The following is a 12,630-nucleotide window of genomic DNA, read 5'->3' as shown; positions in this document are numbered from 1 at the left end:
ACTCCAGGTCCCCCGGGTCACCCGGGAGACCGTAGGTTGAGGGACGGCAGGTGGGCCAAAATTCGCCAGCACGCCTGGGCCAACATTCAGTAGCAAAGCCACGAGTATTTCGGCCTGATCTGGGACGATGCCGAGGAGATGGTACGGCTGGCGCGCCTCTCCCACCCGCGGGTGGTGGTGGACACCTCGGGGCTCTCGGCCGAGGCGACGGCGCTGGCCAACCGTCTGGCGCGGGAGATCCGGCGCCTGTCCCCGGAGACCATCGCGGCGCTGGCAGCGGTGCTGGAACGGGCCGCGCCGCGGGAATAGGCCGCGCGGGGTGCGCTTGATGCCCGGCGGAGGACGGTCCGACCTGCGGCCCGCAGGGCGGTGAAACCGTCCTGCGCTCGGTATCAGCCCCCGGCCAGCGGCCCGCTGGTCAGCCGCACGGCATGCGTCACATGCCGCAGGCCATGCGTCTTCCTGCCCACCAGCACGCCGGTATGGCGGTTGTCGTAGAGCATGGCGATGCCGAAGCCGTAGCTGCGCAGCAGCAGGAAATGGTCGGTGATGCGGAGCAGGTACCAGCCCTCCTCCAACCCGTTCCGGACGAAGGTCAGCAGGTTGCGGCGCCGCTCCGGCAGGGCGACGGGCGCATGCGCCACGCCGAGCAGGTCGAGGACGCCGAGCAGGTCGCGCCAATAGGCGGTGACGATCGGCCCCTCGGGCGGATACCAGCCCGGGGCGATGTCGCGCAGCAGCCGGCTCGCCTCGGCATAGCCGCGGCCGGTGGCCAGGGCGAGGGCAGCCGGGCCGCACCAGGGGATCTCGCCCTGGTTCTCCTCGAGCAGAGCGAGATGGCCGCGCAGCCGGACCGGCTGGTCCTTGCGATGGCCCGCCTGGTCCTCGGCGGTGGCGTTGGTTGGCCGGGAGGGTTGGCCCATGGAGGCAGTGTTCCGCATCGCGGCGGTCACGCGACCGCCTTGCTCACAAAGTCGTGTATAATCACTTTTATGTCAATGAAGGATGCGGCGTCACGGGTCGGGCGACTTCGGTGCCCGCCCCGATGCAAGAGCGCCATGGGGGTGTCTCAGGCGCCGTGCCCCGGATGAAGGGGGCAACCCGGCCTGCACCTCCCTCATACAGCCGAAGCCGGCGGCGCATCACCGGCTGCGGCGGCGTCGCGTCCCGCTTTCGCCGCGCTGTCTCAGCGCAGCAACACCCCGTGCCCGCGCAGGAAGTCCAGCAGCGGCAGCAGCGGCAGGCCGAGGATGGCGCCGTGCTCCCCCTCCACCCGGGCGAAGAGCTGCACGCCCGGCCCTTCCAGCCGGTAGGCCCCGACCGAGGAGAGCACCGCCTCGCCCTCCATGGCGAGATAGGCCTCGAGGAACTCGTCGCTGAAATCGCGCATGGTCAGGCGCGGCCGAGCCAGGTGCTGCCAGATCCGCATCCCCTGCCGCCAGCACACCATGGCCGAAACCAGCTCGTGCGTGCGGCCGCGCAGCGCCCGCAGATGCGCCCGCGCCGCCGCCATGTCGGCCGGCTTGTCGAACCAGCGCGGCCGCCCCGCCTCGTCCGGGCAGACCAGCATCTGGTCGGCGCCGATGACCAGCGCCTCCGGATATCGGCGGGCGATGCGCTGCGCCTTGGCCTCGGCGAGCAGTAGGGCGGTCTCCCCGGGCGGGATGCCCTCGGCCTGGGCGCTCGCCTTGATGGCGGCCTCGTCGACCGCCGCCGCCTCGGCACGGAAGGCGAGGCCCGCCCCGCGCAGCACCGCCTGCCGGGCGGTGGAGGCGGTGGCGAGGATGAGGGGCGGGGCCTCGCGCTGCATCGGGGCAGGGGTCATGCCCCTTGGCCCGCCCCTTGGCCTGCCCCCTGGCCCGCCCCCTGTGCGCCGGGCGGCGGGGCGGCCTGCGGCCCCCCCTGGTTGCGCCGCATGTGCCAGGCCTCCATGAGCTGCAGCACGGTCGCCGCCGTCTCCTCGATGCTGCGGCGGGTCACGTCGATCACCGGCCAGCCGCGGGCGGTGCAGAGCCGGCGCGCGGCCAGGATCTCCGCCTTCACGCTGTCCGGGTCGATGTAGTCGGTGGTGCTCTGCCGCACGCCATCGGCGCCGATCAGCCGCAGCCGGTGCCGGCGGATCTCGATCAGCGCCGCCGTCTCGATGGTCAGCCCGACCACCGGGCAGCGCGGCGTCTCCAGCTCCGGCGGCAGCGGCGCCCCGGGCACGATCGGCACGTTCGCCGCCTTGATGCCGCGGTTGGCGAGGTAGAAGCAGGTCGGCGTCTTGGAGGAGCGGGAGACGCCGACGAGGCAGACCTCTGCCTCGTGGATCCCGGCCGTGCCCTGGCCGTCGTCATGCGCCAGCACGAAATGCATGGCGTCGATCCGGCGGAAGTAGTCGGCATCCATCACGTGCTGCGCCGCCCGCTTCTCCTTCGCCTGGGCGCCGATCTGCCCCTGCAGCAGGTCCATCACCTGGTCGAGCACCGAGAGGCAGGGCACGCCGAGCCGCTCGCAGACCTCCTCCAGCGCATGCCGCAGGCTGCGGTCGACCAGGGTGAAGAGCACCGGCCCGGGCTCGTGCTGCAGCCCCTCCAGCACCCGGTCGAGCTGCAGGCGGGAGCGGATGAGGCTCCAGCGGTGGTGGACGACGTGATGGTCCTCGAAGCGAGCGAGGGTGGCCCGGGCGATCGAGTTCAGCGTCTCGCCGGTGCTGTCGGAGACCAGGTGGAGGTTGATGGCGCGCTGGGACATGGGCTGGAGAATAGCGTGGACCGCGGGGGATACCGGGGAAAACCCTTGGCTCCCGACGGGTTGCCTGGGAAACAGGTTGACGAGTCCGATCCGGACCGACCGGCGGGAGGATAGCAGGGGGGTCCGATGGGGGAATCCGCACGACTCCGATTCATCCCCGGGATTCCACCGAGTCGGCGGCCCGGGCGCCTGTGGACCGGGCTGTGGATGGTTCGCGAAACAATTGTCTCCACATCATCCACAGGGCTCCACAGCCCCCCCATCTTTCAAGACTCCTGTTTTCTTGCGAGAGAGTAGGGCCATGGAGAGCGAACGTCCCGCGGCGGGCCCATCGAAGCCCCTGCTCCGCGCCCTGGGCGGCGAGGCCGTCTGGCCGCCGCCGCTGTGGCTGATGCGTCAGGCCGGCCGCTACCTGCCGGAATACCGCGAGGTGCGGGCCCAGGCCGGCGACTTCGTCACGCTCTGCACCACGCCCGAGCTGGCGGCCGAGGTGACGCTGCAGCCCATCCGCCGCTTCGGCATGGACGGGGCGATCCTCTTCTCCGACATCCTGATGGTGCCCTGGGCCATGGGGCAGCCCCTGCATTTCGCCGAGGGCGAGGGGCCGCAGCTCCAGCCGGTGCGCGAGGCCGGGGCGATCGAGGCGCTCGACCACAACCTGGTGGTGCAGCGGGCGGCGCCGATCTTCGAGACGGTGCGCCTGGTCCGCGCCGCTCTCGACGCCCATGCCCCGCGCGTGGCGCTGATCGGCTTCGCCGGCAGCCCCTTCACCGTCGCCTGCTACATGGTGGAAGGCCATGGCAGCCGCGACTTCGCCATCCCCCGCAGCCTTGCCCTCACCGACCCGATGCTCTTCGGCAAGCTGATCCGCCAGCTCGTCGAGGCCACCACCGCCTATCTGCTGGCCCAGGCCGAGGCGGGGGCCGAGGCGCTGATGCTCTTCGACAGCTGGGCCGGGCTGCTGCCGCCCTCGCAATTCCGCCGCTGGGTGATCGAGCCGACGGGGCAGATCGTCCGCGCCATCCGCAAGGTGAACGCCAGCATCCCGATCATCGGCTTCCCGCGCCTCGCCGGGCCGATGCTCGTGGAATACGCCCAGCGCACCGGGGTGCAGTGCCTCGGCCTCGACACGACGATGGAGCTGCGCTGGGCGGCCGGGGCGGTGGCGCCGAGCCAGGCGCTGCAGGGCAACCTCGACCCGCTGGCGCTAGTCGGCGGCGGCATGGCGCTGGAGGCGGAGGCGCGCAGCATCCTCGGCGCCATGCGCGGCCGGCCCTATATCTTCAATCTCGGGCACGGCATCGAGAAGGTGACGCCGCCCGAGCACGTCGCGGCCCTGGTGCGGCTGGTGAGGACGGGGTGAATGCCGGCGGCCGGGCTTGACCTGCCCGGCCGGCATGTCATCTCCGGCGCATGGACCAGACCGCGTCTGCCGGCCCGCCGGCCCCGCTCGAGCACCCGGCCGGCGCGGCGCGGCGACGCGTCGCCATCGTGCTGTTCAACCTCGGCGGGCCGGACCGGACGGAGAGCGTCCGCCCCTTCCTGCGCAACCTCTTCCTCGACCCCGCCATCCTGCGCGTGCCGGCCTATGTCCGCCCCTGGCTCGGGCGGCTGATCGCCTGGCGCCGCACCCGGGCGGCGACGGAGAACTACGCCATCCTCGGCGGCGGCTCGCCCCTGCTCGCCCTGACCGAGGCGCAGGCGCGGGCGCTGGAGGCGGCGCTGGCGGCGACGCCGGATGGTGAGGCGGCGACCCATCGCTGCTTCATCGCCATGCGCTACTGGCACCCGATGAGCGAGGCCTGCGCCCGCGAGGTGGCCGCCTGGCAGCCGGACGAGGTGCTGCTGCTGCCGCTCTACCCGCAATTCTCCACCACGACGACCGGCAGCAGCCTGCTGGCTTGGGCGGCCGCGGCGCGGGCGGCCAGGCTCGCCGTGCCGACGACCACGCTCTGCTGCTGGCATTCCGATCCGGGCTTCGCCGCGGCGACGGCGCGGCTGGTCCGCCAGGCGCATGAGGAGGCGCGGGCGGCGCTGCCCCCCGGCACCCGGCTGCGCCTGCTCTTCTCCGCCCACGGCCTGCCGGAGAGCATCGTCAAGGCCGGCGACCCCTATCAGTGGCAGGTGGAGCGGAGCGTCGCCGCGGTGACGGCGGCGCTCGACCTGCCCGGCCTCGACCACATGGTCTGCTACCAGTCCCGGGTGACGCCGGAGACCTGGCTCAGCCCCTCCATCGAGGCGGCGCTGGAGCAGGCGGCGAAGGACGGGGTAGCGGTGCTGGTCTGCCCCATCGCCTTCGTCTCCGAGCATTCCGAGACCCTGGTCGAGCTCGATGTCGAGTACCGCGAGGTGGCGGAGCGGCTTGGCCTGCCCGGCTATTTCCGGGTGCCGGCGCAGAACAGCGACCCGGCCTTCATCGCCGCCCTCGCCGACCTCGTGCGCTCGGCCCGCGCCGGCGGCCGCGCCCTCTGCAGCTTCGCCGGCGGCCGGCAATGCCCGAAGCCCTTCGGCGACTGCCCGCATGCCGGCGCGGCGCGCCGCGAGAAGGTTTCTGCATGAGCATCCCACCCCCGACCCAGCCGCCCGGCCCGCCCCGGGCGGTGCTCTTCGACTGCGACGGCGTGCTGGCCGACAGCGAGGGGCTGGTGAACCGCATCGTCGCCGAGGACCTGACGGCGCGCGGCTGGCGCCTCTCCGGCGCCGAGGCGCGCGAGGCCTTCCTCGGCATGGCCGTGCCCGACATGCTGCCGATGATCGAGGCGCGGGTCGGCCCGCTGCCGCCGCGCTGGGCGCATGACCTGTCGCACCGCATCGCCGGGGCGATGCTGGCGGGGCTGGAGCCGGTGCCGGGGGCGGTCGAGGCGGTGCGGGCGGTGATCGCCGCCGGGCTGCCGGTCGCCGTCGCCTCCAACTCCGCCCGCGAGGAGCTGCGGGCCAAGCTGCGCCGGCTCGGCCTCGAGCGGGATTTCGGCGAGCGGGTGCTCAGCTTCGAGGATGTGGCGCGGCCGAAGCCGGCGCCCGACCTCTATCGCGCCGCCGCCGCGGCCTGCGGCGTGCCGCCGGCGGACTGCGCGGTGGTGGAGGACAGCCTGCTCGGCGTCCAGGCCGGCATCGCCGCCGGCTGCCGGGTCTTCGGCCTGACGCGGGAGAGCCCGGCCGCGGTGCTGGCCTCCCTCGGCGCCCGGCCCTTCGCCGCCATGGCCGAGCTGCCCGGGCTGCTCGGCCTCGGCGGGGCGGAAGGCAAGGGGCGGGCATGACCATCGCCGCGCTGGAACCCTGGTATCTCTGGGTGAAGTCCGTCCACCTGATGGCGGTGATCGCCTGGCTGGCCGGGCTGTTCTACCTGCCGCGTCTCTTCGTCTATCACAGCGAGGTGCCGCTCGGCGGGCCGCAGGACGCGCTCTTCGCGCTGATGGAGCGGCGGCTGATCCGGGGCATCATGAACCCGGCGATGATCCTCGCCTGGCTCTGCGGCCTCACCCTGGTGCTGACGCCGGGGGTGGTGAGCTGGAGCGCCGGCTGGTGGCATGTGAAGCTCGCCGGCGTGCTCGGCATGACCGGCTTCCACCACCATCTCTCCCTGGCGCGGAAGGCGCTGGCGCGCGGCGAGCGGCGGCACGGGGCGCGCTATTGGCGGGCGATGAACGAGCTGCCGACCCTGCTGATGGTGGCGATCGTCCTCATGGTGATCGTCAAGCCGTTCTAGGCCGCTTCCCCTGAACACCGGTTCAGGGGAAGCGGCCTAGACTATTGTTTCCAGAGCATCTTCACCCGATCAGGTGAGTCCACCTGATCGGGATCTGCTCTAGAAACGACCCAGGAAGCCGCGTTGCGGCTTCGCCGATCCCAGGAAGCATCACCGCCCGCCGCGGCAGGGCCAGGGGCCGCGGATCGGCAGGCCGCGCGGCCTCCAGGGGGTGCCGGACTCTTGATCCGGGGCCGGCGGAGACCCAAATCGCCGTTGACGGAGGGCGGTGCGATCCCTAGGGTTGCGCTGCTCACCCGGGCAGCCAGGGGCGATTCGCGCCGTGCTGCCCTCCTCCCTCCTCTCCTTGGGACTTCGCCGGCCGACGGCTCCGATCAATTCCTGGCTTCCAGGACCTGATCGTGTTCGCGGCAGCGGCGGAACGGCCGGGGCATCGGTGCGGCTCCTCCGCGCCACTGCCGGCCCTACTGGGAAGGGTCCCGCTTCCTCGCATCCGGACGCACAGCGCCATGCATCTTTCCGAACTCAAGGCCAAGAGCCCCGCCGATCTGCTCTCCTTCGCCGAGGAGTTGCAGGTCGAGAACGCATCCTCCCTGCGCAAGCAGGACATGATGTTCGCGATCCTCAAGCAGCTCGCCGACAACGACCAGGCCATCTACGGCGAGGGCACGCTCGAGATCCTGCCCGACGGCTTCGGCTTCCTGCGCAGCCCGCAGGCCAATTTCCTGCCCGGCCCCGACGACATCTACGTCTCCCCCGCCCAGGTGCGCCGCTTCGGCCTGCGCACCGGGGACACGGTGGAGGGCCAGATCCGGGCGCCGAAGGATGGCGAGCGCTATTTCGCGCTGCTCAAGGTCAACGCCATCAATTTCGAGCCGCCGGAGAACCTGCGGCACCGCATCAACTTCGACAACCTGACGCCGCTCTACCCGAACCGGCGGCTGAAGATGGAGAATCCCGAGCTCGAGAACGCGGCCAAGGGTCCGACCAAGGACTACACCCACCGCGTCATCGACCTCATCGCGCCGATCGGCATGGGCCAGCGCGCCCTGGTCGTCGCGCCGCCGCGCACCGGCAAGACGGTAATGCTGCAGAACATCGCCAAGTCGATCACGGCGAACCACCCGGATGTCTTCCTCATGGTGCTGCTCATCGACGAGCGGCCGGAGGAAGTGACGGACATGGCCCGCACCGTGCGCGGCGAGGTCGTCGCCTCCACCTTCGACGAGCCGGCGACGCGGCACGTGCAGGTGACGGAGATGGTGCTCGAGAAGGCCAAGCGGCTGGTCGAGCACAAGCGCGACGTCGTCATCCTGCTCGATTCCATCACCCGTCTCGGCCGCGCCTACAACTCGGTCGTGCCCTCCTCGGGCAAGGTGCTGACCGGCGGCGTCGACGCCAACGCGCTGCAGCGGCCGAAGCGCTTCTTCGGCGCGGCGCGCAACATCGAGGAAGGCGGCAGCCTCACCATCATCGCGACCGCGCTGATCGACACCGGCAGCCGCATGGACGAGGTGATCTTCGAGGAGTTCAAGGGCACGGGCAATTCCGAGCTCATCCTCGACCGCAAGCTCTCCGACAAGCGCACCTTCCCGGCGATCGACATCACCAAGTCCGGCACCCGCAAGGAGGAGCTGCTGGTCGACCGCAACACCTTGTCGAAGATGTGGGTGCTGCGCCGCATCCTGAACCCGATGGGCACCCAGGACGCGATGGAGTTCCTGCTGGACAAGCTGAAGTACAGCAAGACCAACCAGGACTTCTTCGACGCGATGAACACCTGACCGGATGGGGCCGCCGGCCTCGCGCCGGCGGTCCGCCCGGGCCAGGATCCGGCCATCGGCCTCTTCCATCCGCGAGGGCGACTCCCGATCTTGCCGCTAGCCATGGACATCGCCCTTCCCGCCGAGACCGACCTCGCCCGCATCCTCCGCGCCGCCAGCTTCGCCGCCCGCGTCCATGCCACGCATCGCCGCAAGGGCGATGCGGCCGAGCCCTATGTGAACCACGTGCTGGAGGTGGCCGAGATCCTCGCCACCCATGGCGCGCCGCCCGTCGCCGTCATCGCCGCCCTGCTGCACGACACGGTCGAGGACAGCGACGAGGATCCCGATCCCTGCACCCTGCCGCGCATCGAGGCCGAGTTCGGCCCCGAGGTCGCCGGCATCGTCGCCGAGGTCTCGGACGACAAGTCGCTGCCGAAGGAGGTGCGCAAGGGGTTGCAGATCCGCGGCGCCCGCGGTGCCTCGGCGGCGGCCCGCCAGCTGCGGCTGGCCGACAAGATCTCCAACCTCCGCGCCATCGCGGCCAGCCCGCCCAAGGGCTGGGACCATGCGCGGCGCCTCGAATATGTCGGCTGGGCCGGGCGCGTCGCGGCCGGGCTGCGCGGCGTGAACCCGGCGCTCGATGCGCTGTTCGAGGCCACCTACCGCGAGGCCGTCGCCCGCCTCGCCGCCGAGGGCTGACCGCGGCCGCCCGGCGCGGCATGCTGGCGGCATGCCCGATCCCCTCGCCCCCGACCTGCCCCCGATCGGCGCGCTGGAGCGCGCCTGCCTCACCGCCCTGCCCGCGCCGCGCCAGGCCTGGGACGGGCCCTTCGTGCTGAAGGCCTTCCTCGGCGGCACCGGCCGCGCCAATGCCTGCTGCTCGCTCGATCCGGCGCCCGATCCCGAGCTTCCCGCCCGCATTGCCCGGATCGAGACGCTCTACCACCGCCTCGGCCTCGCCAGCCGCTTCCGCTCCACGCCGCTCGACCCGCCCGGCCTCGGCGCCGCGCTGGAGGCGCGCGGCCATGCCGGGGAGAAGGCCGAGAGCCTGGTCAATTGCGGGCCGCTCGCGCCGGTCGCCCGGGCCGATGCGGCGGTGCACGACGAGGGCGGGCCGAGCGAGGCCTGGATGGCGCTGGTGGCCACCGCCGAGTACCAGACCCCGGCGCGGCGCGCCGAGAAGCTCGGCAACAAGGACCTGCTGGCGGTGCCCGGCGCGTGGCTGGTGCTGCGTGAGGACGGGGTGGATGCGGCCTGCCTCGCGGCGGTGGCGGATGGGCCCTTCTGCGGCATCTTCGACCTGGCGACGCGGCCGGAATTCCGCCGCCGCGGCCTCGGCGCCCGCATCATCGGCGCCGCGGCGGACTGGGCGCGGGGGCTCGGGGCGCAATGGCTCTATGCCCAGGTGGCGGCCGACAACCATGCCTCCTGCGCCCTGCAGGCGCGGCTCGGCCTGCGCGAGGCCTATCGCTACCGGTACTACGTGAAGCCCGCGCCCGGCTGATCCCTGGTGCGCGACGTCCCGACCTGCGGCCCGCGGCTGATCAACGCGCGCGCAGCCGCGGCTCGGCCGCCGCCTTCTCCACCAGCAGGTCGAGCACGGCGCGCACCCGACGCGGCAGGGCCCGGCCGCCCGGCCAGACCGCGTTCACCTCGCGCGGCTCGGCCCGCCAGCCCGGCAGCACCGAGACCAGCCGCCCCGTCGCCACCTGGCCCATCACCCGCCAGGGGGCGAGCAGCGCCAGGCCGAGCCCGGCCTCCGCCCCGACCAGCACCGTCTCCACCTCGTCCGAGGTGATGCGGCCATGCACCGGGACCGTCGCCGCGGCGCCGTCCGGGCCTTCGAGCGTCAGCCCCTCGCCGGGCCGGTTGCCGCGGAGCAGGCAGAAATCATGCTTCACCAAGTCGTCCGGTGTCTCCGGCGTGCCGGCCCGGGCGAGATAGGCGGGGGCGGCGAAGAGGGCGAAATCCACCCGGCCCAGCCGCCGCGCGATCAGCGATTGCTGGCGGATCGGGCCGATGCGGATGCCGAGATCGATGCCCTCCTCGATGAGGTCGACCGTCTTGCTCTGCAGCCTGGCATCGATCGAGAGGCCGGGATGCGTCGCCAGGAAGGGGCCGAGCCAGGGCATGACGACGGCGTTGAAGAAGGAGGCGACGCAGGCGATGCGGACGAGCCCGGTCGGCGCGCCCTGCAGCCCGCGCGCCGAGGCTTCCGCCTCCTCCAGCGCATCGAGGATGCGCACCGCCTCCAGGTGGAAGGCGGCGCCGGCCTCGGTCGGGGAGAGGCCGCGCGGCGAGCGCAGCAGCAACGGCACGCCGAGCCGGTGCTCGAGCTCGCCGATGATGCGGGAGACGCTCGGCTGGCTCATCGCCAGGTCGCGCGCTGCGCGGGTGATGTTCCCGGTCTCCATCACGCGACGGAAGACCTGGAGCTGTTGCAGCCTGTCCATGTCGGGAGGATGGACCGGACAATTTCCTGCCGGAAGACGACCGGTCCAGCTTCTGGGCGCTCCGGGGAATTACGGGATGAGGACCGTGCTGCCGGTGGTCTTCCGGGCCTCCAGCGCCTCATGGGCCTTCGCGGCGTCCTTCAGCGGGAAGGTCTGGTTCACCGCGATCTTCACCGCGCCGGATTTCACCGTCTCGAACAGGTCCTGCGCGGTCCGCACCAGGTCCTCGCGCTTCGCGGTGTAGGTGTTGAGCGTCGGGCGGGTGACGTAGAGCGAGCCCTTGGCAGCGAGCACGCCGAGATCGGTGGTCACCGGGCCGGAGGCATTGCCGAAGGAGATCATCAGCCCACGCGGCCGGAGGCAGTCGAGCGAGGTGACGAAGGTGTCGCGGCCGACGCTGTCATAGACCACCGGCAGCATGGCGCCGGCGGTGATCTCCTTCACCCGCGCCGGGATGTTCTCGCTGGTCAGAAGCGCGTGGTCGGCGCCGAGGGAGCGGATGAGCTCGGCCTTCTCCGGCGTCGAGACCACGCCGATCACGGTCGCGCCGAGATGCTTCGCCCATTGCACCAGGATGCTGCCGACGCCGCCCGCCGCGGCATGCACCAGGATGGTGTCGCCGCGCTGGACCGCATAGGTCTCCTTGACCAGGAAGCGCGCGGTCATGCCCTGCAGCATCATCGCCGCGGCCTGGGTGAAGTCGATCCCCTCCGGGATCTTCACCAGCTTCTCGGCCGGCACGCAGCGCGCCTCGGCATAGGCGCCGAGCGCGCCGGCATAAGCCACGCGGTCGCCGACCTTCAGATCGGTCACGCCATCGCCGACGGCATCGACCACGCCGGCCCCTTCCATGCCGATCGTCACCGGCATGGACGGCGCCTTGTAGAGGCCGGTGCGGAAATAGACGTCGATGTAGTTCAGCCCGACCGCATGCTGCAGCAGGCGCACCTCGCCCGGCTTCGGCTCCGGCTTGGGCAACTCCTCCCAGACCAGCGTCTCGGGACCGCCGTGCTCATGGACGCGGATGGCATGGTTCATCGAGGGGTTCCCTGGTGTTGGCCGCATGGCGGCAGCTCGGGCTGCGGCGGGGCGAGAGGCAATTCGCCCGCCCTGGCCCCGGTGGCGGCCCGGGCCTCCAGGGCGAGCAGGAAGCGCTTCGTAGCGGCGCCGTCGCCGCCCGAATAGCCACCGAGCGTTCCGTCCGCGGCCACCACGCGGTGGCAGGGGATCAGGATCGGGATGGGGTTGCTGCCATTGGCCTGGCCGATGGCGCGGGGCGAGCGGCAGCCGATCTCACGGGCGATGTCGAGATAGCTGCGGGTCTGCCCGGGCGGGATGCGGCACAGCGCGTCCCAGACCTGGCGGCGGAAGGCGCTGCCCTCCGGCGCCAGGGGCAGGTCGAATTCCAGGCGCCGGCCGTCGAAATAGTCCTGGAGCTGCCGCGCCGCCTCGCGCAGCAGCGGCGTCGCCGGCTCCGGCGGCAGGCTGTCCGGCCAATGGGCGCGGCCCCAGTCGAGCGCGACGATGGCGCCGGAGCCGGCGGCGTCGTCCTGGCCCGGACCCTCGAACAGGGTGATCTCGCCAAGCGGTGTATGGATCGTGAGATGGGGCATGAAGTTCTTGATGGCACACCGACCCCGTCCCGTCGTCAAGACGATGCCGGCGCCGGCAAAATCCATGCGATTTCAAGTAACTGGCGTCCCCGCCGGGCGTGCGAGGGCGCGTCGCAACAGGACCGGGCTGGTCAGGGGAAGCCCGCAGCGGCCGGCGCGACAGACATAGGCGGCGGGTTGGCCCTCCACCAGGCCCTTGCCCGCTGCCGGGCCTGCCGCCGGATGGTCCGGCGGCACTCTCCCCGTGCCGCCGCGCAGCAGGAGCGTGGCCAGGTCGGGATGCGCCAGCACCGCCTCGGCCAAGGCCTGGGTCCGGGGGTCGCCGGGATCGCCCGTCACCACCACCGTCGCCGCCT

The 12,630-nt window shown here is 72.0% G+C and carries 15 protein-coding genes; 8 read left to right on the top strand and 7 right to left on the bottom strand.

What is annotated here, in order from left to right:
- The first annotated feature begins 138 nt into the window (after positions 1–138).
- Positions 139–309 carry a hypothetical protein gene (locus DOO78_RS08860; protein WP_243634465.1) on the top strand — a complete coding sequence of 57 codons (171 nt, stop codon included), beginning with the start codon at positions 139–141 and terminating at the stop codon, positions 307–309.
- A gap of 83 nt (positions 310–392) precedes the next feature.
- Here DOO78_RS08860 and DOO78_RS08855 read toward each other — a convergent pair whose 3' ends face one another.
- The 3 genes from DOO78_RS08855 to DOO78_RS08845 all read right to left on the bottom strand — a co-directional run bounded on the left by DOO78_RS08855 (position 393) and on the right by DOO78_RS08845 (position 2,736).
- Entirely contained in the window at positions 393–923 is a 531-nt protein-coding gene (locus DOO78_RS08855) for a hypothetical protein (protein WP_111469373.1), read from the bottom strand.
- 263 nt (positions 924–1,186) lie between these two features.
- Positions 1,187–1,810 carry a Maf family protein gene (locus tag DOO78_RS08850; RefSeq protein ID WP_111469372.1) on the bottom strand — a complete coding sequence of 208 codons (624 nt, stop codon included), beginning with the start codon at positions 1,808–1,810 and terminating at the stop codon, positions 1,187–1,189.
- A gap of 11 nt (positions 1,811–1,821) precedes the next feature.
- Positions 1,822–2,736 (bottom strand): pyruvate, water dikinase regulatory protein, encoded by a 915-nt coding sequence (locus tag DOO78_RS08845; RefSeq protein ID WP_111469371.1) that lies wholly within the window; start codon positions 2,734–2,736, stop codon positions 1,822–1,824.
- 301 nt (positions 2,737–3,037) lie between these two features.
- On the opposite strand from DOO78_RS08845, the gene hemE reads away from it, so the two are divergent.
- The 7 genes from hemE to DOO78_RS08810 all read left to right on the top strand — a co-directional run bounded on the left by hemE (position 3,038) and on the right by DOO78_RS08810 (position 9,712).
- Positions 3,038–4,099 (top strand): uroporphyrinogen decarboxylase, encoded by a 1,062-nt coding sequence (hemE, locus tag DOO78_RS08840; protein ID WP_111469370.1) that lies wholly within the window; start codon positions 3,038–3,040, stop codon positions 4,097–4,099.
- Between the two features lie 50 nt (positions 4,100–4,149).
- Positions 4,150–5,295, top strand: a complete 1,146-nt coding sequence (hemH, locus tag DOO78_RS08835) for a ferrochelatase (RefSeq protein WP_111469369.1) — start codon at positions 4,150–4,152, stop codon at positions 5,293–5,295.
- A complete protein-coding gene (locus tag DOO78_RS08830; RefSeq protein ID WP_111469368.1) occupies positions 5,292–5,993 on the top strand; it encodes an HAD family hydrolase in 702 nt (233 codons plus the stop codon). Before hemH ends, DOO78_RS08830 begins: the two co-directional genes overlap by 4 nt.
- Positions 5,990–6,442 (top strand): protoporphyrinogen oxidase HemJ, encoded by a 453-nt coding sequence (gene hemJ, locus DOO78_RS08825; RefSeq protein ID WP_111469367.1) that lies wholly within the window; start codon positions 5,990–5,992, stop codon positions 6,440–6,442. Before DOO78_RS08830 ends, hemJ begins: the two co-directional genes overlap by 4 nt.
- 509 nt (positions 6,443–6,951) lie before the next feature.
- Entirely contained in the window at positions 6,952–8,226 is a 1,275-nt protein-coding gene (gene rho / locus DOO78_RS08820; RefSeq protein ID WP_111469366.1) for a transcription termination factor Rho, read from the top strand.
- A 102-nt stretch (positions 8,227–8,328) separates the two neighbouring features.
- Positions 8,329–8,907 carry an HD domain-containing protein gene (locus DOO78_RS08815; protein WP_111469365.1) on the top strand — a complete coding sequence of 193 codons (579 nt, stop codon included), beginning with the start codon at positions 8,329–8,331 and terminating at the stop codon, positions 8,905–8,907.
- Positions 8,908–8,938: 31 nt separating this feature from the next.
- Entirely contained in the window at positions 8,939–9,712 is a 774-nt protein-coding gene (locus DOO78_RS08810) for a GNAT family N-acetyltransferase (protein WP_111469364.1), read from the top strand.
- Positions 9,713–9,752: 40 nt separating this feature from the next.
- Here DOO78_RS08810 and DOO78_RS08805 read toward each other — a convergent pair whose 3' ends face one another.
- The 4 genes from DOO78_RS08805 to DOO78_RS27060 all read right to left on the bottom strand — a co-directional run bounded on the left by DOO78_RS08805 (position 9,753) and on the right by DOO78_RS27060 (position 12,619).
- Positions 9,753–10,661 carry a LysR family transcriptional regulator gene (locus DOO78_RS08805; protein WP_111469363.1) on the bottom strand — a complete coding sequence of 303 codons (909 nt, stop codon included), beginning with the start codon at positions 10,659–10,661 and terminating at the stop codon, positions 9,753–9,755.
- Between the two features lie 69 nt (positions 10,662–10,730).
- A complete protein-coding gene (locus DOO78_RS08800; RefSeq protein ID WP_111469362.1) occupies positions 10,731–11,699 on the bottom strand; it encodes a quinone oxidoreductase family protein in 969 nt (322 codons plus the stop codon).
- Positions 11,696–12,274 carry a methylated-DNA--[protein]-cysteine S-methyltransferase gene (locus DOO78_RS08795; protein WP_111469404.1) on the bottom strand — a complete coding sequence of 193 codons (579 nt, stop codon included), beginning with the start codon at positions 12,272–12,274 and terminating at the stop codon, positions 11,696–11,698. Before DOO78_RS08795 ends, DOO78_RS08800 begins: the two co-directional genes overlap by 4 nt.
- Before the next feature lie 72 nt (positions 12,275–12,346).
- Positions 12,347–12,619 (bottom strand): hypothetical protein, encoded by a 273-nt coding sequence (locus DOO78_RS27060; protein WP_128080026.1) that lies wholly within the window; start codon positions 12,617–12,619, stop codon positions 12,347–12,349.
- Between the last annotated feature and the right edge of the window lie 11 nt (positions 12,620–12,630).

The sequence above is a fragment of the Roseicella frigidaeris genome (assembly GCF_003258945.1).
Taxonomy (GTDB): domain Bacteria; phylum Pseudomonadota; class Alphaproteobacteria; order Acetobacterales; family Acetobacteraceae; genus Paracraurococcus; species Paracraurococcus frigidaeris.
This window is presented reverse-complemented; position numbering and strand designations above follow the sequence as displayed.